The 21,374-nt window shown below is 58.5% G+C and carries 22 protein-coding genes and 1 riboswitch; of the genes, 13 read left to right on the top strand and 9 right to left on the bottom strand.

The window, feature by feature from the left end; genetic code table 11:
- Positions 1-451 precede the first annotated feature (451 nt).
- Together purH and purD are read left to right on the top strand one after the other, a co-directional pair.
- Positions 452-2,041, top strand: coding sequence for a bifunctional phosphoribosylaminoimidazolecarboxamide formyltransferase/IMP cyclohydrolase (gene purH, locus LPQ25_RS24595; RefSeq protein WP_002884359.1), 1,590 nt, complete (start codon positions 452-454; stop codon positions 2,039-2,041).
- A 15-nt stretch (positions 2,042-2,056) separates the two neighbouring features.
- Complete coding sequence (gene purD, locus LPQ25_RS24600; RefSeq protein ID WP_002884357.1) at positions 2,057-3,352, top strand: phosphoribosylamine--glycine ligase; 1,296 nt, start codon at positions 2,057-2,059, stop codon at positions 3,350-3,352.
- Here the strand turns inward: purD and zraR are convergent.
- A complete protein-coding gene (gene zraR, locus LPQ25_RS24605; RefSeq protein ID WP_012737145.1) occupies positions 3,342-4,673 on the bottom strand; it encodes a sigma-54-dependent response regulator transcription factor ZraR in 1,332 nt (443 codons plus the stop codon). The genes purD and zraR overlap by 11 nt on opposite strands.
- On the bottom strand, positions 4,660-6,054 hold the full coding sequence (gene zraS / locus LPQ25_RS24610; protein ID WP_004895017.1) for a two-component system sensor histidine kinase ZraS: 1,395 nt from the start codon (positions 6,052-6,054) through the stop codon (positions 4,660-4,662). Before zraS ends, zraR begins: the two co-directional genes overlap by 14 nt.
- Positions 6,055-6,313: 259 nt before the next feature.
- Between zraS and zraP the strand changes: the two genes are divergently transcribed.
- A complete protein-coding gene (gene zraP, locus LPQ25_RS24615; RefSeq protein WP_012737144.1) occupies positions 6,314-6,751 on the top strand; it encodes a zinc resistance sensor/chaperone ZraP in 438 nt (145 codons plus the stop codon).
- A gap of 3 nt (positions 6,752-6,754) precedes the next feature.
- Here the strand turns inward: zraP and LPQ25_RS24620 are convergent, their stop codons facing one another.
- The 6 genes from LPQ25_RS24620 to nudC all read right to left on the bottom strand — a co-directional run bounded on the left by LPQ25_RS24620 (position 6,755) and on the right by nudC (position 11,117).
- The gene (locus LPQ25_RS24620; protein ID WP_002884344.1) at positions 6,755-7,450 is read right to left on the bottom strand and encodes a DUF1481 domain-containing protein; all 696 of its coding nucleotides are present in this window, start codon (positions 7,448-7,450) and stop codon (positions 6,755-6,757) included.
- A gap of 12 nt (positions 7,451-7,462) precedes the next feature.
- The gene (gene hupA, locus LPQ25_RS24625; RefSeq protein ID WP_002884342.1) at positions 7,463-7,735 is read right to left on the bottom strand and encodes a nucleoid-associated protein HU-alpha; all 273 of its coding nucleotides are present in this window, start codon (positions 7,733-7,735) and stop codon (positions 7,463-7,465) included.
- 186 nt (positions 7,736-7,921) lie between these two features.
- Positions 7,922-8,512 carry a YjaG family protein gene (locus tag LPQ25_RS24630; RefSeq protein WP_002884331.1) on the bottom strand — a complete coding sequence of 197 codons (591 nt, stop codon included), beginning with the start codon at positions 8,510-8,512 and terminating at the stop codon, positions 7,922-7,924.
- 42 nt (positions 8,513-8,554) lie between these two features.
- Entirely contained in the window at positions 8,555-9,226 is a 672-nt protein-coding gene (nfi, locus tag LPQ25_RS24635; RefSeq protein WP_012737143.1) for a deoxyribonuclease V, read from the bottom strand.
- A gap of 12 nt (positions 9,227-9,238) precedes the next feature.
- On the bottom strand, positions 9,239-10,303 hold the full coding sequence (gene hemE, locus LPQ25_RS24640; RefSeq protein WP_004178235.1) for a uroporphyrinogen decarboxylase: 1,065 nt from the start codon (positions 10,301-10,303) through the stop codon (positions 9,239-9,241).
- 40 nt (positions 10,304-10,343) lie between these two features.
- Positions 10,344-11,117 carry an NAD(+) diphosphatase gene (nudC, locus tag LPQ25_RS24645; RefSeq protein ID WP_002884327.1) on the bottom strand — a complete coding sequence of 258 codons (774 nt, stop codon included), beginning with the start codon at positions 11,115-11,117 and terminating at the stop codon, positions 10,344-10,346.
- Between the two features lie 93 nt (positions 11,118-11,210).
- Here nudC and LPQ25_RS24650 point away from each other — a divergent pair, with 93 nt between their 5' ends.
- From LPQ25_RS24650 to LPQ25_RS24695, 10 genes are all read left to right on the top strand, one after another.
- Positions 11,211-11,708: an Rsd/AlgQ family anti-sigma factor gene (locus LPQ25_RS24650; protein ID WP_002884324.1), complete on the top strand. Its 498-nt coding sequence runs from the start codon at positions 11,211-11,213 to the stop codon at positions 11,706-11,708.
- Positions 11,709-11,760: 52 nt separating this feature from the next.
- A riboswitch (TPP riboswitch) is annotated at positions 11,761-11,885 on the top strand.
- An 85-nt stretch (positions 11,886-11,970) separates the two neighbouring features.
- On the top strand, positions 11,971-13,866 hold the full coding sequence (gene thiC / locus LPQ25_RS24655) for a phosphomethylpyrimidine synthase ThiC (protein WP_009485012.1): 1,896 nt from the start codon (positions 11,971-11,973) through the stop codon (positions 13,864-13,866).
- Positions 13,866-14,501, top strand: a complete 636-nt coding sequence (gene thiE, locus LPQ25_RS24660; protein ID WP_004152310.1) for a thiamine phosphate synthase — start codon at positions 13,866-13,868, stop codon at positions 14,499-14,501. The genes thiC and thiE overlap by 1 nt, the downstream gene beginning before the upstream one ends.
- Positions 14,494-15,249 (top strand): thiazole biosynthesis adenylyltransferase ThiF, encoded by a 756-nt coding sequence (gene thiF, locus LPQ25_RS24665; RefSeq protein ID WP_004177871.1) that lies wholly within the window; start codon positions 14,494-14,496, stop codon positions 15,247-15,249. The genes thiE and thiF overlap by 8 nt, the downstream gene beginning before the upstream one ends.
- The gene (thiS, locus tag LPQ25_RS24670; protein ID WP_002884183.1) at positions 15,233-15,433 is read left to right on the top strand and encodes a sulfur carrier protein ThiS; all 201 of its coding nucleotides are present in this window, start codon (positions 15,233-15,235) and stop codon (positions 15,431-15,433) included. Before thiF ends, thiS begins: the two co-directional genes overlap by 17 nt.
- Before the next feature lies 1 nt (position 15,434).
- Positions 15,435-16,205 carry a thiazole synthase gene (thiG, locus tag LPQ25_RS24675; protein WP_004152308.1) on the top strand — a complete coding sequence of 257 codons (771 nt, stop codon included), beginning with the start codon at positions 15,435-15,437 and terminating at the stop codon, positions 16,203-16,205.
- The gene (gene thiH / locus LPQ25_RS24680; protein WP_004177872.1) at positions 16,202-17,335 is read left to right on the top strand and encodes a 2-iminoacetate synthase ThiH; all 1,134 of its coding nucleotides are present in this window, start codon (positions 16,202-16,204) and stop codon (positions 17,333-17,335) included. Before thiG ends, thiH begins: the two co-directional genes overlap by 4 nt.
- Positions 17,336-17,651: 316 nt before the next feature.
- A complete protein-coding gene (locus LPQ25_RS24685; protein WP_004212849.1) occupies positions 17,652-19,184 on the top strand; it encodes a sensor domain-containing diguanylate cyclase in 1,533 nt (510 codons plus the stop codon).
- A gap of 172 nt (positions 19,185-19,356) precedes the next feature.
- Positions 19,357-19,662 carry a PTS sugar transporter subunit IIB gene (locus LPQ25_RS24690; RefSeq protein ID WP_002884150.1) on the top strand — a complete coding sequence of 102 codons (306 nt, stop codon included), beginning with the start codon at positions 19,357-19,359 and terminating at the stop codon, positions 19,660-19,662.
- Between the two features lie 3 nt (positions 19,663-19,665).
- On the top strand, positions 19,666-19,983 hold the full coding sequence (locus tag LPQ25_RS24695) for a PTS lactose/cellobiose transporter subunit IIA (RefSeq protein WP_004212847.1): 318 nt from the start codon (positions 19,666-19,668) through the stop codon (positions 19,981-19,983).
- 42 nt (positions 19,984-20,025) lie between these two features.
- Here the strand turns inward: LPQ25_RS24695 and dcuB are convergent, their stop codons facing one another.
- A complete protein-coding gene (dcuB, locus tag LPQ25_RS24700; RefSeq protein ID WP_002884148.1) occupies positions 20,026-21,366 on the bottom strand; it encodes an anaerobic C4-dicarboxylate transporter DcuB in 1,341 nt (446 codons plus the stop codon).
- Between the last annotated feature and the right edge of the window lie 8 nt (positions 21,367-21,374).

Below are 21,374 nucleotides of genomic sequence, written 5' to 3' on the forward strand. Positions count from 1 at the left end.
TGGCGTATATTACGCTTTCCTCTTTCAGAGTCAACCCGTTTTTCAGGATTTTTCTCTGCAACCGAACCGGCTGTTTGTGTGAAGTGATTCACATCTGCCGTGTCGATGGAGGCGCATTATAGGGAGTTCTCGAGCGTCCGCAATAGAAAAATGGCAGAAAAATGACTGACTGCTGCATTCCCCAGCAAAACCCCGCTTTATACCTCGTTACACACAGAATTATCCACAGGAGAGCGTAAAAACATGACCGCTAGCCCCGTGGATCGCCAGCTATATAGAAGGAGAATCACCGGCCTGGAGAGAAACATAAAAATTCGCGAGCGTTGCGCAAACGTTTTCGTTACAATGCCGCGCTATGACACGGATGCCCGGTTGGGTGCGTTAGGTGAGTTTTTAGGCAAAAACTCACCTAACGCTCTCTGTAATGTTCAAATCCTGGGGATTTAATACCATGCAACAACGTCGTCCAGTCCGCCGCGCTCTGCTCAGTGTTTCTGACAAGGCCGGTATCGTCGAATTCGCGCAGGCGCTTTCCGCTCGTGGTGTCGAGCTGCTGTCCACCGGCGGCACCGCTCGCCTGCTGGCAGATAAAGGCCTGCCGGTTACCGAAGTCTCTGACTACACCGGTTTCCCGGAAATGATGGATGGACGCGTGAAGACCCTGCATCCGAAAGTACACGGCGGCATCCTCGGTCGTCGCGGTCAGGATGACGGTATCATGCAGCAACACGGTATCGCGCCTATCGATATGGTTGTCGTGAACCTTTACCCGTTCGCCCAGACCGTCGCTCGTGAAGGGTGCTCGCTGGAAGACGCGGTGGAAAACATCGATATCGGCGGCCCGACTATGGTGCGCTCTGCGGCGAAGAACCATAAAGATGTCGCCATCGTAGTAAAGAGCAGCGACTACGACGCCATCATTAATGAGATGGACGCCAACGAAGGTTCCCTCACGCTGGCCACCCGCTTCGACCTCGCCATTAAAGCCTTCGAACACACCGCCGCTTACGACAGCATGATCGCCAACTACTTCGGCAGCATGGTTCCGGCCTATCACGGCGAAAGCAAAGAAGCCGCTGGCCGCTTCCCGCGTACCCTGAATCTGAACTTCATTAAGAAGCAGGATATGCGCTACGGCGAAAACAGCCACCAGCAGGCGGCTTTCTATATAGAAGAGAATGTAAAAGAGGCCTCCGTGGCGACCGCCACTCAGCTGCAGGGCAAAGCGCTCTCCTATAACAACATTGCCGATACCGATGCGGCGCTGGAGTGTGTAAAAGAGTTCAACGAGCCGGCCTGCGTTATCGTTAAGCACGCCAACCCGTGCGGCGTTGCCGTCAGCGACTCGATTCTTGACGCCTACGATCGCGCTTACAAAACCGACCCGACCTCCGCGTTCGGCGGCATCATTGCCTTTAACCGCGAGCTGGATGCTGAAACCGCGCAGGCGATCATCTCTCGCCAGTTCGTCGAAGTGATCATCGCGCCGTCCGCCAGCGAAGAAGCGCTGAAAATCACCGCCGCGAAGCAGAACGTCCGCGTACTGACCTGCGGCCAGTGGGATACTCGCGTTGCCGGCCTCGATTTCAAACGCGTTAACGGTGGTCTGCTGGTTCAGGACCGCGATCTCGGCATGGTCACCGCAGGTGAACTGCGCGTGGTCAGCAAACGTCAGCCAACCGAGCAGGAACTGCGCGATGCGCTGTTCTGCTGGAAAGTGGCGAAATTCGTCAAATCCAACGCCATTGTGTATGCCAAAGATAATATGACCATCGGTATAGGCGCCGGTCAGATGAGCCGCGTCTACTCGGCGAAAATCGCCGGAATTAAAGCCGGTGATGAAGGTCTGGAAGTGAAAGGTTCCGCCATGGCCTCTGACGCTTTCTTCCCGTTCCGCGACGGCATCGATGCCGCAGCCGCGGTAGGCATCACCTGCGTTATTCAGCCGGGCGGCTCTATCCGTGACGACGAAGTGATTGCCGCCGCTGACGAACACGGCATCGCCATGATCTTCACCGACATGCGCCACTTCCGCCATTAATTCCTGGAGCAGCAGATGAAAGTATTAGTAATCGGTAACGGCGGGCGCGAGCACGCGCTGGCCTGGAAAGCGGCTCAGTCGCCGCTGGTTGATACCGTCTACGTCGCGCCGGGCAACGCCGGTACCGCCCTGGAGCCGTCGCTGCAAAACGTCGCCATCGGCGTCACCGATATTCCGGCGCTGCTTCGCTTCGCGCAGGATGAGAACATCGATCTGACCATCGTTGGTCCGGAAGCGCCGTTGGTCATTGGCGTGGTCGACGCGTTCCGTGCCGCCGGGCTGAACATCTTCGGGCCAACCGAAGGCGCCGCGCAGCTGGAAGGCTCAAAAGCCTTCACCAAAGATTTTCTCGCCCGTCATCATATTCCGACGGCGGAATACCAGAACTTCACCGAAGTGGAGCCTGCGCTGGCTTATCTGCGCGAGAAAGGCGCGCCGATCGTCATCAAAGCCGACGGTCTGGCGGCGGGTAAAGGCGTTATCGTGGCGATGACCCTCGAGGAAGCCGAAGCGGCGGTCAAAGATATGTTGGCCGGCAACGCCTTTGGCGACGCAGGCCACCGCATCGTGATTGAAGAGTTCCTCGATGGCGAAGAGGCTAGCTTTATTGTGATGGTCGACGGCGAGCACGTCCTGCCGATGGCCACCAGCCAGGATCACAAGCGCGTCGGCAACGGCGATACCGGCCCGAACACCGGCGGGATGGGGGCGTACTCCCCGGCGCCGGTGGTTACTGACGAAGTCCACCAGCGCACCATGGAGCGGATTATCTGGCCAACCGTGAAAGGCATGGCCGCTGAAGGCAACACCTATACCGGTTTCCTCTACGCCGGTCTGATGATCGACAAGCAGGGCAACCCGAAGGTGATTGAGTTCAACTGCCGCTTTGGCGACCCGGAAACCCAACCGATCATGCTGCGCATGAAGTCCGACCTGGTCGAGCTGTGCCTCGCCGCCTGCGCGGGCAAGCTGGACGAGAAAACCTCCGAGTGGGATGACCGCGCGTCGCTGGGCGTGGTGGTTGCCGCCGGCGGCTATCCGGGCAGCTACAATACGGGCGATGAGATCTACGGCCTGCCGCAGCAGGAAGTCGCAGACGGTAAAGTCTTCCACGCCGGCACCAAACTGTCTGACGACCAGCGCGTGGTCACCAACGGCGGGCGCGTGCTGTGCGTCACCGCGCTGGGTGACTCCGTAGCGCAGGCGCAGCAGCGCGCCTATCAGCTGCTGACCGACATTCGCTGGGACGGTAGCTTTAGCCGTAGCGATATCGGCTGGCGCGCCATCGAACGTGAAAAGGCTAACGGCTAAGTTTCGCCAGCAGCGTTTTGCGCGTAATGCCTAACTGACGGGCGGCTTCGGTTTTGTTGCCGCCCGTTTTTTCCAGCGCCGCCAGAATCACCTCTTTCTCCACTTCCACTAACGGCTGAATTCCTCCCTCCTCGCTCCCGCCTGATGGCAGCGGCGTACCGGCGATCGCCAGGGGCAGTTCTCGCTCAGAGATATAGTTTCCGGTCAGTAGCACCACCGCCCGCTCCACCGCGTTTTCCAGCTCGCGTATATTGCCCGGCCAGGGGTAGTGGATCAGCAGGTCCATCGCCTGTGGCGTGAACCCCTTTACCGTCTTACGATTGCGTTCGGTATAGCGTTTGAGAAAATGCTGCGCCAGCTGCGGAATATCTTCCCGTCGCCGGCGCAGCGGCGGTATCTCGATGGTCACGACGTTGAGTCGGTAATAGAGATCCTGGCGAAAGCGCCCGGCGCTCACCTCTTCCGCAAGGTTGCGATGGGTGGCGGCGATAAGCCGCACATCAACGGCAAGCGTCTGGTTGCTGCCGACCCGCTGCACCTCCCGCTCCTGAATCGCCCGCAGCAGACGCACCTGCATCAGCGGCGAGATATCGCCAATTTCATCAAGGAACAGCGTGCCGCCATCCGCCTCGACAAAGCGTCCTTCCCGTCGCCGATCCGCCCCGGTAAACGCCCCTTTTTCATGACCGAACAGCTCGGATTCCAGCAGTGACTCATTCAGCGCCGCGCAGTTGAGCGTGACCAACGGCTTGTCACGACGCTCGCTGCAGGCGTGGATGGCGTGCGCCACCAGCTCCTTACCGGTTCCCGACTCCCCATAAATCAGCACCGTCGCGTCCGAAGGGGCCACCAGCGTAATATCGTTAAGAAGCGCCTGCATCGCCGGGCTGTCGCCAATCATGCCCCACCGTGAATCCGTCGCAACGCTGGGGTCGCTCTCGCTCTGCCGGGTGTGCGCCAATGCCTGAACCAGCGTCTGCTGCAGGGTGTCAAAATCCAGCGGTTTAACCAGATAATCCAGCGCCCCGGACTTAATAGCTTCTACCGCCGTACCGACGCTGGAAAACGCCGTCATGATCAGCACCGGTATCGCCGGGTTATAGGCCTTAATCTCTTTTAACGTTGCGATACCGTCCATCTCCGCCATACGGATATCGCACAGCACCAGGTCGAAGACCTGCTGATGGATCTGCTCCAGCGCCTGCAGGCCGTTGTGAGCCACCCCCACCTGATAGCCCCAGCCGCGCAGCAGCGCCTGCAGGATCGTGCAGTGGCTGATGTCATCATCAACGACCAGAATCTGTACTTTATCGCTGCTCATCTTCCCTCCGTTGAGCATCCACCGGTAACCAAAGCGTAAATATCGCTCCAGCTCCCGGCTGACTTTCGGCGCGGATCGTCCCGCCATGTTGTTCGATAATATTCTGCACTACGGCCAGCCCCAGCCCGGTGCCGTCCGCCTTGGTGGTGAAATACGGCGTGAAGATAGCCTGTAACTCTTCATCGCTCATCCCCTTACCGCTATCCGTGACGACGATTTTCACCCGCTGACGATCGGCTTCGCTTGCTGTTACGCGAATGACGCCGTCACGACCAATCGCCTGCATTGCATTCAGGTACAGGTTCAACAGCACCTGATTCAGGCGATCGGGGTCGGCGCTGATCGTGGTTAACTCAGGTCGCGGAGTAAATTGCAGCGCGATCCCGCGGCTCTGCGCATCCTGGCTTACCAACTGCAATGAGTGGCGGATAAGCGCGTTGATATCGACTGTTTGGTAGTTTAGATGGGCGGGACGGACCAGCTCCAGCAGCTCGCTGACCACCCGGTTCAGGCGATCAGCCTCTTTGGCCATCACCTGGGCTAACTGATGCGACTCGCCGCCAGGCGACGTGCGCTCGGCAAAATATTTCGCCAGCCCTTTAATCGACGAGAGCGGGTTGCGGATCTCGTGCGCGACCCCCGCCGCCAGATGGCCAAGCGCCACCAGCTTTTCCTTGCGGGCCATCGCCTCCAGCAGCTGTTTCCGCGAGCGACGATAGCGGCGGAACCAGAACTGAGCGAGGATCGTCGCCGCTATCACCAGCGCGGCGGCACCCAGCATGATGGCCATATTTCGCTGCCCGCGGGCCTGCGCGGCATCCAGCTCGCGGCTATCAAAGGCGATAAAAATCACCTGCGGGACGATGGCCTGAGCCAGGGCGCTATTGCCGCGGTTCATCATTCCCATATGGTGGCCGCGGGCCGGATTAAGCGGGCGAAAATGGCGATAGATCTCTAGCGCCGGCTGCGGTTCGCTAAGCCGGCGCCAGCGGGCCTGTTCGCCAACCGCTAACGCACGCATCTGCGCCGGGCTATACAGCGTTTTACCCACCTGCTGCGGATCGCTATGGGCGATAATTTTACCGTTTTCATCGGTCACCGCGAACCACAGGACGCCCGGTTGCCAGGCCATCTCTTCCAGCAGGGCCTGCAGCTGCGCATGATGCATACGCATCCCCATCCCGACGCGCGTGCCGGACTCCAGCGCGCGGATCAGCACGCTCCCTTTCTCTTCAATGGTTTGTCGGGCAGCGGTCGTCTCGCGACCGTAGTCGCGGACGATCATCGCGGAGAACAGCATGACCAGCAGCACAACCGTGCCGGTCAGCAGCCAGCTCAGCGCGCCAGCGGCGGCGTCCCGGGAGAGAGATTTGATCTTCATCGGCGAGTCCTTGTCATCTCTTTTTCACTATCTGCAGGCTCCTTCAGCAGAAATCATGCCATGTTTCCGCGCGGCCAATCCTGCTCTCAAACATATCGCCTGCGCTTAAGCGAGTAAAAATGACTCGCCTGACCCTGGCGGAACGGGTCATTTTTACTCGCTCTCCTCGGCAAAGGCTTCGGCAGGCCCACACAGACGGGCTTTTTCAGACTGGCATGGAAGATGCAATACCGAGGGAAACCACACAGGAGAAAATGCCATGAAACGGAACCGTACCTTACCTCTCGCCCTCGTTACCTTTGCCGCGCTGACCTTCGCCAGCAACGCGGCCTGGGCCAACCACCACTGGGGCAACAATAACGGGATGGGCAACCAGGGCTACAGTCAGCTGACCCAGGAGCAGCAGGCTACCGTGCAAAAGCTGCATAACGATTACTATGCGCAAACCAGCGCCCTGCGCCAGAAGCTGCAGTCCAAACGCTATGAGTACAATGCGCTGCTCACGGCGCAAAAGCCGGACAGCGGGAAGATTGAAGCTGTCGCTCAGGAGATGGAAGGCTTACGCCAGAAGCTGGATCAGCAGCGGGTGAAGTTTGATATCGCCCTGGCTGAGGCAGGCGTTCCCCGCGGCGCAGGAATGGGATATGGCGGCTGTCGCGGTAGCGCCGGCGGTCATATGGGCATGAACCACTGGTAAAGGTTAGAAGCTTTTTTCCGTCGGCTGCCAGGTGCAGAAGTTTTCATTGGCGACCAGCAGCAGTTGAGAGCCTTCCGGCGCCTCCAGCCAGGCAATGCTCACTGCGGCGGAAGCGTGGCTCTGGCGGCGTTCAATGTGCGCCAGGGCCCGGCTATCGAGGTCGGGCGTAACCGTCTGCCCTTCGCAGGTCAGCACGGTATGCGCGGCAGCGTTCCAGCGCCCCTGCCGCAGGACGACCCGCCCCTGGCGGAGGGCGTCGCTGGTCTGGCGGATCTGTTCGGCGCGATAACGATATAGCGCGACCTGGTCGCTGGAGAGCTGCTGCTTCTGCCCGTCCACTTCCCGTTGCATAAAGCTCAGATCGCCCTGCGCGTCGAAACGGGCGCGAATATGTTCCGGCGGTTTGCCATAGACATTGAGTTCGATAAGCGCCAGTTGATCGCCCTGCCAGCGATATTCGCTGGTCGAAGTGTCCCCGTGACGCCACGGGCTGAAGGCGGCGAGAAGATGGACTTCATCGCCAGAATCTTTACGCCAGATGCGCATCGCTCCCTGATTGTCCGCATATCCGCTGGCGGTAAACGGCGGTAGCGACGTGTCGTGGCTGCAGGCAGTCAGCAACAGGATGCCCGCCAGCGCCAGAGGCCGGCGCCAGACAGACAAAAGGGGCTTAATAGCCCCTTCGATAAAACTGTTCACTGCCACGCGGTCTTACTTAACTGCGTCTTTCAGTGCTTTGCCAGAAACAAATGCCGGCACGTTAGCTGCAGCGATTTTGATCTCTTTACCGGTCTGCGGGTTGCGGCCAGTACGCTCAGCGCGGTGGTTCACTTTGAAGGTACCGAAACCAACCAGTTGAACAGCATCACCTTCTTTCAGAGACTCAGTAATTGCAGCCAGGGTAGATTCCAGGGCAGCTTTAGCCTGTGCTTTGGACAGGTCAGCTTTGTCCGCAATTACATCAATCAGTTGAGTCTTGTTCATAAGTTATCCTTACAATGTGTTTATCGCTTGCTAAGCATCGAGTGCGACGGAAATGCCAAAAAAGCACCCTCCTGCATACACGCACCGATAGCCACTTTTTTTCGCCCTCCAAATGTAGACCAGACGGGGGGCGGAATGGAAGCCTTCAGACGCTACAATTCAGGCGGTAAATCACGTTTTCTGGTCTCACTGCTGAAAATTTATACCAATATTGCTCTCGCCAGCCTCGCGCAGGTCCGCGCGCAGGCCTTTTATCAGCTCAAGATCACGCTCTTCACAGTCGGCCAGCAGGCGGAAAATTTCCCACTGAATATCCCATTCCTGCTCTACCGCCGGATTCGCTTTCAACTCTTCGTCGGTCATTTCGCGACCTTCCTGGGTCATTTCCAGCATCGCCACGGTGGTGATGGAGGTCTTGCTCACCTCGATCGCGTGCTCGAGCGTTTCGCCGCTCAGACGAGAATGAATCAGTTCACTCAACGCCACGCAAGCGTCTATGGCCGGATAGACACCGTACATGTCGAAATCATCTGCCGCCGGGATCGCCTCTTCCAGCTTCTCCAGCTGGCTGTCGAAATTCACCTTCGCATCTTTAACCGTCAGCGTTTCCCAGATCAGGTCCAGGATACGACGATAAAGCAGGCCGTCGCCAAACTCGGTTTGCTTGCAGAACATCGCGTAGTTGGGATACATACGTTCGCACAGGCAGGCCATAAAAGTGACATGCTGCCAGCTTTCCAGCTTCTCCAGGCGCAGGTGAATCGGGTTTTGTAACATGATTAATTCTCGAAGTCAGAAATTAGGCGCAGTGTACCTGAATCAGCTGTGATTTGCTTGCCAACGCACAAACGACGGACGACGGGACGCCACCGCATCGGCCCAACGCGTCGGCTCGGGCAGACGGTAGCCTCGCATGCAGCGCTCAACCCACATTAAAGCGCTGTCCATGCCTACCCGGTGGCCGGTGCTAATAAACAGCGGGTTGCAGCGCACTTTGCTGCGCCAGACCCAGGCCAGTTGCTCATTTTTATCCATCAGCGGGGCCAGCGCGCCAGGCTCATCACCCAGGTCGCCGATTTTGCCGCACAGGCGTTTTTTCGCCACTCCGATAGTCGGCACATCAATCATCAGGCCAAAATGGCTGGCGACGCCCAATCTCCGGGGATGAGAAATGCCGTGTCCGTCAACGAAGAGTAGGTTCGGTTTTTGCGAAAGCTGCTCCCACGCCGCCAGCAGCGCAGGCGTTTCGCGAAACGAGAGAAAGCCGGGAATATAGGGCATAGAGGTGGCGACCCGCGCCACCTGATACTCCACCAGCTCAAGCTCAGGCCAGGTCAGCAGCACCATCGCAGCCCGGGTGATCTCCCCTTCCTGCTCAAACCCGACGTCCGCGCCGCCGATCAACGCCGGCGGGTCGCGATCCAGTCGATCCGCACGCTCTACCGACGCGGCTAACTGTTGCTGTTGGGTACGTAGTGCGGCTAAATCCATAGGGCTTATCTCCTACTGGTGATAGGGTGCGGACAGACGGTGCACAGCCTCAACAAAGACGCCCGCATGCTCGGGGTCAACGTCCTGATGAATACCGTGTCCAAGGTTAAAGACGTGGCCTTCCCCCTGGCCAAAGCCGGCAAGAATGGTTGCCACTTCTTCTTCAATACGCGGGGCGGGCGCATAGAGCATCGACGGATCCATATTGCCCTGCAGCGCTACTTTGTTACCCACGCGACGGCGGGCATCGGCAATATCGGTGGTCCAGTCGAGACCCAACGCATCGCAGCCGGTCTCCGCCATCGCTTCCAGCCACTGACCACCGCCTTTGGTGAACAGAGTCACCGGCACGCGGCGGCCTTCGTTTTCCCGCAGCAGGCCATCGACGATCTTATGCATGTAGTAGAGGGAGAACTGCTGATAGTCGCGGCCGGTCAGCACCCCGCCCCAGGTGTCAAAAATCATCACCGACTGCGCGCCGGCTTTGATCTGCGCGTTGAGATACAGGGTAACGCTCTTCGCCAGCTTATCCAGCAGCGCATGCAGCGCCTGCGGCTCGGCGTACATCATCTTTTTAATCACGGTGAAAGCCTTGCTGCTGCCGCCCTCCACCATGTACGTAGCCAGCGTCCATGGACTACCGGAAAAACCGATCAGCGGCACTTCGCCTTTCAGTTCGCGGCGAATGGTGCGCACGGCGTTCATTACATAGCCCAGCTCCTGCTCCGGATCCGGGATCGGCAGCTTGTCGACGTCGGCTTTACTTTTTACCGGCGAGGTGAAGCGCGGACCTTCGCCAGCTTCAAAGTACAGCCCCAGCCCCATGGCGTCCGGGATGGTCAGGATGTCCGAAAAGAGGATCGCCGCGTCCAGCGGGTAACGGCGCAGCGGCTGGAGCGTCACTTCGCAGGCCAGCTCGGCATTTTTACACAGCGACATAAAGTCGCCCGCTTGCGCACGGGTGGCTTTGTACTCCGGTAAATAGCGGCCCGCCTGGCGCATCATCCACACCGGGGTGACATCAACCGGCTGACGCAGCAGCGCGCGCAGGTAACGATCGTTCTTCAGTTCGGTCATTTTTACATTCCTTTAGCGTTGATACGCCCAGTGTAACATGTCACTCGAACTCTGCCCGACACATCGCGACGGTATCTTCGATAAGCCGCCGCGCCACTGTCCCCGGCGGCGGCAGAAGCGGCAGGTCGTCATAGCGATACCAGTCCGCGGTCAGTAACTCTTTTTTGTCGACCACGATCTCGCCATCTGCGTAATCCGCCATAAAGGCGGTCATCAGCGACTGCGGGAACGGCCATGGCTGAGAGGTCACGTAACGCAGGTTTTTTACCCGAATACCGCTCTCCTCCATCACCTCGCGAGCCACCGCCTGCTCAAGGGTTTCGCCGACCTCGACAAAGCCGGCCAGCACGGTGTGCACGCCGTTGCGATGGCGCGTATGTTGCGCCAGCAGGATCGCATCGTCGCGACGGATTGCCACGATAATGCAGGGGGCAATTTGCGGGTAGTAACGTTCACGGCAGTGGCTGCACAGCATCGCCCATTCGCTTTTGCTGGCATGCATCGGGTGGCCGCAGTAACCGCAAAATTTATGCGAGCGATAAAATTCGGCGAGCTGGATCCCCCGCCCAGCCAGCTGGAAGAGTCCCGGATCCTGATCCAGCACCTGGCGCAACGATCCCATGTCATGGCGACGATCCTGGCGCACCATCCACACGGACTCGCCCTGCCACTCGCCAATATGCAGCGCATGCTGGCCGACAAGATCGAAATTAACCGCTTCGCCATGTGGTAATTCTCCACCAGGCAACCATAATTTTTGTTCGTGACTGACAACCCACCAGCCGCGATCTAATTTTTCAATAATACGATCCATATCTATTGCACTACCTTTGCTTCACTGGCATGTTGTTAACATTATATTTACATTTTGGTGAGCAGATTTAAATCAAAACTAGCGGAGTCAATCATGCTAAACCAGCTGGAAAATCTGACGGAGCGCGTTGGCGGTAGTAATGAACTGGTCGATCGCTGGCTACAAGTGCGTAAGCATCTGCTCGTGGCTTACTACAACCTGGTTGGCCTGAAACCGGGCAAAGAGTCGTTTATGCGGCTAAACGAAAAGGCGCTGGATGACTTTTGCCAAAGTCTGGTGGATTACCTCTCATCCGGTCATTTTAGTATTTATGAACGCATTATTGGCGAAATGGAAGGCGATACCCCTCTTTTAGCCGCCACCCGGCTTTACCCGCAGCTGGAAGCCAATACCCAGCAGATGATGGACTACTACGATACCTGCCTCGAAAACGCCATCGATCACGATAACTATCTTGAATTTCAGCAGGCGCTGTCGGATATCGGCGAGTCGCTGGAGGCGCGTTTCGCGCTGGAAGATAAACTGATCGCCCTGGCTGTCGCCCATAACCTGAGCAATGACGTGCGCGATAATATTGCGCCGACCGCTTGAGTTGTGAACCGTTAACGCGTAATTTACGTACATTATCCCTCTGCGGAGGGATTTCATCTTGTCGGAGTGCCTATTTTCCATGCGCAGGCTAACGTGGAAAAGGCTGAGACCGTTAATTCGGGATCCGCGGAACCTGATCAGGCTAATACCTGCGAAGGGAACAAGAGTAAACTGCTGTTCGCGTCAGTCCGTCAGGGCCGATCGCATCTGTTACTCCATCCGTCGTCTGACAAGCCATGTCCTTTTTTAACTGGAATGCGCTATGTCTACTACCAAACTAACCCGTCGGGAACAACGCGAGCACGCGCAGCGATTCATTGATACGCTGGCGGGTACCGCTTTTCCTAATTCACGCCGCATCTATGTTCACGGCTCACAAGCGGATATCCGCGTCCCGATGCGTGAAATTCAGCTCAGCCCAACTCTCGTCGGCGGCGATAAAGATAACCCCCGGTACGAAACCAACGAACCGATCCCGGTGTATGACACCTCCGGGCCGTATGGCGACCCGGATATTAGCATTGATGTCCGCCAGGGGCTGGCAAAGCTGCGCCAGCCGTGGATCGACGCGCGTAACGACTGCGCGCCACTCAGCGAACGCAGCTCGGCCTATACCAAAGCGCGGCTGGCCGACGACGGTCTCGATGAGCTGCGCTTCAGCGGCCTGCTGACGCCCAAACGCGCCGTCGTTGGCAAATGCGTTACCCAGCTGCACTACGCCCGCCAGGGGATAGTCACCCCGGAGATGGAGTTCATCGCCATTCGCGAAAACATGGGTCGCGAACGTATCCGCAGCGAGGTTCTGCGCCAGCAGCACGCAGGTGAAGGCTTCGGCGCCCACCTACCGGAAAACATCACCCCCGAGTTTGTTCGCGATGAAGTGGCCGCCGGACGCGCCATCATCCCCGCCAACATCAACCACCCGGAGTCTGAACCGATGATTATCGGCCGCAACTTCCTGGTGAAAGTGAATGCCAATATCGGCAACTCGGCGGTGACCTCTTCCATCGAAGAAGAGGTCGAGAAACTGGTCTGGTCAACCCGCTGGGGCGCCGACACGGTGATGGACCTCTCCACCGGCCGCTATATCCACGAAACCCGCGAGTGGATCCTGCGCAACAGCCCGGTGCCGATTGGTACCGTGCCGATTTACCAGGCGCTGGAGAAGGTCAACGGCATCGCCGAGAATCTCACCTGGCAAGTCTTCCGCGATACCCTGCTGGAACAGGCCGAGCAAGGCGTCGACTACTTCACGATTCACGCCGGCGTACTGTTGCGCTACGTCCCGATGACGGCGAAGCGCCTGACCGGTATCGTCTCGCGCGGCGGCTCAATCATGGCTAAGTGGTGCCTGTCGCATCATCAGGAAAACTTCCTCTACCAGCATTTCCGCGAAATCTGCGAAATCTGCGCCGCCTATGACGTGTCGCTGTCGCTGGGCGATGGCCTGCGCCCCGGCTCCATTCAGGATGCCAACGACGAGGCGCAGTTTTCCGAGCTGCGCACCCTCGGCGAACTGACGAAAATCGCCTGGGAATATGACGTGCAGGTGATGATTGAAGGCCCTGGCCACGTGCCGATGCAGATGATCCGCCGCAATATGACCGAACAGCTGGAGCACTGCCACGAAGCGCCGTTCTACACCCTGGGGCCGCTCACCACTGATATCGCGCCGGGCTACGACCATTTCACCTCCGGTATCGGCGCGGCAATGATCGGCTGGTTCGGCTGCGCCATGCTGTGCTATGTCACGCCGAAAGAGCATCTCGGCCTGCCCAACAAAGAGGATGTCAAACAGGGGCTGATTACCTACAAAATCGCCGCCCACGCCGCCGACCTCGCGAAAGGCCACCCCGGGGCGCAGATCCGCGACAACGCGATGTCAAAAGCGCGTTTTGAATTCCGCTGGGAAGACCAGTTCAACCTCGCGCTCGACCCGTTCACCGCGCGGGCCTATCACGATGAAACCCTGCCGCAGGAGTCCGGCAAAGTCGCCCACTTCTGCTCCATGTGCGGGCCGAAATTCTGTTCGATGAAAATCACTCAGGAGGTCCGCGACTACGCCGCGAAGCAAAGTATCGAAGCCGGCATGGCCGATATGTCGAATAACTTCCGCGCCCGCGGCGGCGAAATCTACCTGAAACAGGAGGAAGCCTGATGTATCAACCTGATTTTCCACCCGTCCCGTTTCGTCTCGGACTCTACCCGGTGGTGGACAGCGTGGCGTGGATTGAGCGCCTGCTCGAAGCTGGGGTACGTACCCTTCAGTTACGCATCAAAGACCGGCGCGACAGCGAAGTTGAGGATGACGTGATCGCCGCCATCGCCCTTGGTCGCCGTTATCACGCCCGACTGTTCATTAACGATTACTGGCAACTGGCGATTAAGCACCAGGCCTATGGCGTGCATCTCGGACAAGAAGATCTGGAAACCACCGATCTGAGCGCTATCCGCCAGGCCGGGCTGCGTCTTGGCGTCTCTACTCACGATGATATGGAAATTGATGTCGCCCTTGCGGCGCGCCCCTCTTACATCGCGCTAGGTCACGTCTTCCCGACGCAAACCAAACAGATGCCTTCCGCGCCGCAGGGCCTCGAGCAGCTTGCCAGACATATTCAACGCCTGGCGGATTACCCCACCGTGGCGATCGGCGGAATTAGCCTGGAAAAGGCGCCGGGGGTACTGGCGACCGGCGTCGGCAGCATCGCGGTGGTCAGCGCCATCACCCAGGCGGCGGACTGGCGGGCAGCGACCGACCAACTGCTGGCGCTGGCGGGAGCGGGCGATGAATGATCACGACTTTATGCGCTATAGCCGCCAGCTGCTGCTGGAGGATATTGCCATCGAAGGGCAGCAGAAGCTGTTAGCCAGTCGAGTGCTGATTATCGGCCTTGGCGGGCTGGGCTCCCCGGCGGCGCTCTATCTGGCCGGGGCTGGCGTCGGGACGCTGACCCTGGCCGATGACGACGCGGTGCATCTCAGCAACCTGCAACGGCAGATCTTGTTCACCAGCGCGGATATCGATCGGCCAAAAGCCGCAGCGGCACAGACCCGGCTCAGCCAGCTAAACCCGCAGATCAAACTGGTAGCGCTCCAGCAGCGCTTAAGCGGCGAGGCGCTCCGCGCCGAAGTGGCGAAAGCGGACGTGGTGCTGGACTGTACCGATAATATGGTCACCCGCCAGGCGATCAATGCCGCCTGTGTGGCCCTCGATACCCCGTTAGTGACCGCCAGCGCCGTGGGCTTCGGCGGTCAGCTGATGGTGCTCACCCCGCCCTGGACGCAGGGCTGCTATCGCTGCCTGTGGCCGGAAAGCGATGAACCGCAGCGCAACTGCCGCACCGCGGGGATCGTCGGCCCGGTGGTCGGCATGATGGGCACCCTGCAGGCGCTGGAGACAATTAAGCTGCTCAGCGGCATGGCGACGCCGCGCAACACCCTGCGGCTGTTCGACGCCCGCACCAGCAACTGGCGCGCCCTTGCGCTACAGCGTTCCCGGAGCTGCCCGGTGTGCGGAGGGCGGCATGCAGATCTGGTTTAACGACGAGCCGCTGGCGTGCGCCGACAATCTCAGCGTCAGCGCCCTGCTGACCCAGCTCGAACAGCAGCAGCCGGGCGTTGCGCTGGCGCTCAATCAACACATCCTGCCGCGCGACCGGTGGGAAGATCATCTCTTGCAGGAAGGCGATCGGGTCCTGCTTTTTCAGGTTATCGCTGGAGGCTGACATGTTACGTATTGCAGACAAAACGTTTGAATCCCATCTTTTCACCGGTACCGGCAAATTCGCCGCCCCGGAGGTGATGGTTGAGGCGATTCGCGCCTCGGGCAGCCAGCTGGTAACCCTGGCGATGAAGCGCGTCGATTTACGCCAGCGCAATGACGCCATCCTCGCCCCGCTGCTGGCGGCGGGGGTTAACCTGCTGCCGAATACCTCAGGCGCCAAGACGGCGGAAGAGGCGGTGTTTGCCGCCCGCCTGGCGCGGGAAGCCCTGGGTACCCATTGGCTGAAGCTGGAGATCCACCCGGACGCCCGCTGGCTGCTGCCCGACCCGATTGAAACCCTGAAAGCGGCGGAGCTGCTGGTCCGCGAAGGGTTCGTGGTGCTGCCCTACTGCGGCGCCGATCCGGTGCTGTGTAAACGACTGGAAGAGGTAGGCTGCGCGGCGGTGATGCCGCTGGGTGCGCCGATCGGCTCCAATCAGGGGCTGGAAACCAAAGCCATGCTGGAGATTATTATCGAGCAGGCGACGGTCCCGGTGGTGGTCGACGCCGGGATCGGCGTCCCGAGCCATGCGGCGCAGGCGCTGGAGATGGGCGCGGACGCGGTGCTGGTCAATACCGCCATTGCCGTCGCCGACGACCCCGTGGCCATGGCCCGCGCCTTCCGTATGGCGATCGATGCCGGATTACTGGCGCGTCAGGCCGGACCGGGGGCACGCAGTACGCAGGCGCAGGCCACCAGCCCGCTCACCGGATTCCTGGAGGCGCTGGCATGAAAACCTTTAGCGATCGCTGGCGGCAGCTGGAGTGGGACGATATCCGCCTGCGCATCAACAGCAAAACCGCCGCCGACGTCGAACGGGCGCTGGCGGCTAAACAGCTCACCCGCGACGATATGATGGCCCTGCTCTCGCCTGCCGCGGCCAATTACCTTGAACCGCTGGCCCAGCGCGCGCAGCGCCTCACCCGGCAGCGCTTCGGCAATACCGTCAGCTTCTACGTGCCGCTGTATCTCTCCAACCTGTGCGCTAACGACTGCACCTACTGCGGCTTCTCGATGAGCAACCGCATTAAGCGCAAGACGCTGGATGCCGCCGAGATTGCCCGCGAGTGCGCCGCGATCCGCAACCTGGGCTTTGAGCATCTGCTGCTGGTGACCGGCGAACATCAGGGTAAGGTGGGAATGGATTATTTCCGTCAGCACCTACCGGCTATCCGCAGCCAGTTTGCCTCGCTGCATATGGAGGTGCAGCCGCTGGCGACTGAAGAGTATGCCGAGCTGAAAACCCTGGGACTCGACGGGGTGATGGTCTATCAGGAGACCTATCATGAAAGCATGTACGCCCAACACCATCTGAAAGGAAAAAAACAGGATTTCTTCTGGCGGCTGGATACGCCGGATCGCTTAGGCGCGGCGGGGATCGATAAGATCGGCCTTGGCGCGCTCATCGGCCTTTCCGACAGCTGGCGGGTGGACTGCTTTATAGTCGCTGAGCACCTGCTGTGGCTGCAGCAGCGCTACTGGCGCAGCCGCTATTCGGTCTCCTTCCCGCGCCTGCGTCCCTGCGCCGGCGGTATTGAACCGGCTTCGCTGATGGATGAGCGCCAGCTGGTGCAAACTATCTGCGCCTTCCGCCTGCTGGCGCCAGAGGTTGAGCTGTCGCTATCCACCCGCGAATCACCCTGGTTCCGCGACCGGGTGATCCCGCTGGCGATCAATAACGTCAGCGCCTTCTCTAAAACCCAGCCCGGCGGCTACGCCGACGATCATCCGGAGCTCGAGCAATTTGCCCCGCACGACGATCGCCGCCCTGAAGAGGTCGCCAGCGCGCTGGCCGCCCGCGGCCTGCAGCCGGTATGGAAAGACTGGGATAGCTGGCTGGGACGCGCTTCGCAAACCTCATGATGTACAGTGTAAACGCCTGATAATTTTGCGCGCCTGCACGAGAGATGAAAAACAGAGGCTGGCCCGCCCGACGCCGTTTTTCTATTCTGCCCTGGTCAGCAGCGGACGCTGACCAGGGCGAACCTTTTCTTCCTCATTTTCGCCCTGCCTCTCCGCGCTGAGCAGAGGCCTGCACATTATCGCCGAATATAAATCACGATACATGAAGGCCTCAGAGTTATAATTGAGCAATAGTGAACTGATTCGATCGGCAGGCGTCCCAGACGCAACCTGCGTTCGGACCCATGGTTTATACATCCGGGACGATTAACGATTCATGGCTCTACACAACAGAAAGCTCTCTTTTACGACGCCGATCGTCGTGGGGTTTGCCGGTATTTTGCTCAGTTTTATGCTGATCGCTATTTTTGTGACTCTGGCGCAACAGAAAGATTTTCTCGAAGATTATCACGATATTAACCGCAATTTTACCCATAACCTGGCGATCAACTATACGGAAACCCTGCTGCGGGAAAATGATTTTATCCTCGGGCGCGCAGCCGCCTTCTTTGCCCGCAATGACGAACTGAATCGCGCAGTCAATGTGGAGCCGGAGAAAGGGTTAACCACGCTGATGCAGTTACAGAACATGATGCCAAGCGTCTCATCCATCTCGCTGGCGGATACCGAGGGCCACTATCTGCGCGCCCCGGAGGTGCTGGAAAACGAAGACAGTCGGGCTTTCGATCCCAGAACGCGGCCCTGGTTTATCAAACAGGCGGAAGCCAGCACCTTCAGCCACTACACCAGTCCGTATATGGATTATTTCACCCACCATCCGACGATTACCATTTTCAAACCCATCATTACCCCGGAAGGGAAACTCAAGGGCAGCCTGGCCTTTCATCTCGATCTCACCTCCATGGGGTTCGCGCTGCGCCAGATGGTGGCGCCCGTACAGGGGGAATTTTTTGTGGTGCAACGGGATGGCAAAGTGGTCCTGCACTCCGACCCGGGCGCGCTGTTTAAACCCTTCGTCAGGGACGAGCTGATGGATAAAATGACCAGCGGAGAGGGGCAGCTCTACGATCCCGGGAGCGACACCTGGTATTACTATTACTCCTTTACCAATCCCGACTGGTTTGTGATTTTCCGTGTCGATAACGCCACCCTGGTCAATCTGACACGTCATGAGACCAATTTAGTGATCGGCGGTTTCACTCTCGCAGCGATCATTATTATCCTGTTCGGTCTTTATCTGCGTCATGCTTCCCGTTCCGTGCTGATGAATATCATCAATGCGATTAAAACCGGTGACGTCAAACGCGCCCCGCGCCTTGAGGCGATGCTGAGTAAAGCGATTGAAACCAATAAACAGCGCGAACTGTCCTACGTCCGCCAGGCGACCATCGACGCTCTCACCGGCTGCAAAAACCGCCGCGCCTTCGACAGCGATATTGCCGCCCTGATGAACGATCACCAGCCATTCGCCCTCGCGCTGGTCGATATCGATAACTTTAAATCGATCAACGACACCTGGGGCCATCTCAATGGCGATATCGTCCTGCGTAACGTCGCTCGCGAAGGGCTACAGGTCCTCCAGCCGCTGGAGATATCCCTCTATCGCTACGGCGGCGAAGAGTTCGCGGTGGTCTTTCCTGCCGAACATATCGATAACGCCCGCACGCTGCTGGAAACATGGCGGATAAACGTCGAACGACGCACCTGGCGCGAAGATGGCCTGACGGTCACCTTCAGCGCCGGACTTGGGGAATGGAATATGGAGCCACTGGATAAGCTGGTGGTGAGCGTCGATGAAGCGCTGTACAAAGCCAAACAGCAGGGTAAAAACCGTATCCTGCGCGCGTAAGACTTCAGCGCCGCCACCGCCCACTTCGGTGGGCTTTTTTATTTTTTCCGGAAAAAATGAAACCGGTTTCAATTATTGTGTGATGCCTTACACACAATCACGGTAAAGCGGTTGTCGCATCGCCAGGGCCGCGATAAAGATAAGACATCACGGAACACAAGGGCCACTGACTATGAAGAATATCGTTTTGTGCTGTGCCGCCGGTATGTCTACCAGCATGCTGGTTCAGCGTATGCAAGATGCCGCGCAGAAGAAGGGTGTTGAGGTCTCTATCAAGGCCGTACCGGTCGCTGAGTTTAAAGATAATCTGGCCGCCGCCGACATTATTTTGCTCGGCCCGCAGGTGAAATATGAGCAGGCGAAGCTGCAGGCGCTGGCCGACCCGTTCGGCAAGAAGGTCGCCGTGATCGATATGATGGACTACGGCATGATGAAAGGTGATGCCGTTCTGGATAAAGCCCTTAAGATGCTGGAGTAATCGATGGAAGATTTAGAAACGATCATCATGGAGCTGCTGGTTAACGCGGGTTCCGCACGTAGCGCGGCGCTGACGGCGCTACAGCTGGCGCGAAAAGGCGATTTTGCCGCCGCGGAGCAGGCCATGGCTGAATCCCATGAGTTCGTCAAACATGCGCATAAAATTCAGACCCAGCTTATCGGCATGGATGAAGGCAGCGGTAAATTGCCGGTCAACCTGATCACCGTGCATTCCCAGGACCATCTGATGAACGCTATGGTCATTCAGGATCTGGCGACCGACATGATTGAACTCTATCGTCGTCTGCCCCTCGCGCAATAATCTCACGGATTTAACGGGCGTCGCTGCCGGCGCCCGTCCTTCTTACAGAAAGCCGTACATCGCCGCGAATACCCAGCCAAACACGCAGGAGACGCCGACGCCGATGAGCCCGGGCAGGATAAAGCTGTGGTTAATCACAAAGCGGCCGATATGGGTGGTCCCTGAGCGATCAAACTGGATCGCCGCCAGATCGCTTGGGTAGGTCGGCAGAATATAGTAGCCATAGCAGGCCGGCGCAGAAGCCACGATATAGGCCGGGTCGACGCCGATGGCCAGGGCTACTGGCACAATCGCCGCCAGCGCTGCCGCCTGGGAGTTCACAAATTTCGAAACCAGTAGCAGCACGATGGCATAAGCCCACGGATACTCTTTTACCATCTCACCAAGCACGCCTTTAATCTCAGTCATGTGCGCGCCAAACATGGTCTCCGCCATCCACGCGATGCCGTACACCGCGACGATAGCGATCATTCCCGAACGAAAGACCTCATTTTTGGAAATCGATGCCGGGTTAGTTTTTGTAATGATGATGATCAGCGCTCCGGAGAGCAGCATAAACATCTGGATAACCAGCACCATCGACAGTGGTTTACCGTCAAAGGCCGGGCGCAGTTCAGAAAAAGCGCCAAGCAGCGCCACCACGGCGATAGAGGCCAGAAAAATCCACATTGCTATCCAGTTGCTGGTCGGCAGCTTTTTGTCCAGCAGCGTCGCCGTATCGCCATAGACGTAATGGCGGTTCTCCGGGAGCGCAATAAACGCCTGGAAGGCTTCGTCCTGATCCAGGTCTTTGCCGCGGAACCAGCTGAAGATACCGATGGCTAAAATACCCAGCAGCGTGGACGGAATGGTTATCGCCAGCAGATCGAGAAACTCCAGGTGTTTCCCGTTAAAGGTAAAATTTCCCAGCATCGCCACCAGCGATACCACCGCCACCGAGACCGGGCTGGCGATGATCCCCATCTGAGCGCCAATGGAGCTGGCGGCCATCGGACGCTCCGGACGAATGTTATTCTTAATCGCCACATCGTAGATAATCGGCAGGATGGTATACACCACGTGGCCGGTACCGCAGAGGATGGTCAGCGTGCAGGTGACGAAAGGCGCCACGATAGAAACATATTTCGGGTTACGCCGCAGCAGCTTCTCGGCAATCTGCAGCATCACGTCTAACCCGCCGGACGCCTGCAGGGTCGCCGAGGCGGCTACCACTGCAATGATCACCAGCATCACATCAACCGGCGGTTTGCCCGGCTGGAGATGAAAAACAAAGACGAGGATCACCAAACCGATGCCGCCCAGCAGCCCCAGCGCAATCCCCCCTTTTCGGGCACCATAAAACAGACAAATTAATATAATAATGAGTTGTATCGCGAATTCCATGCAGCCCC

The sequence above is a fragment of the Klebsiella sp. KPN54798 genome, assembly GCF_021184225.1.
Classification (GTDB): Bacteria; Pseudomonadota; Gammaproteobacteria; order Enterobacterales; family Enterobacteriaceae; genus Klebsiella; species Klebsiella pneumoniae.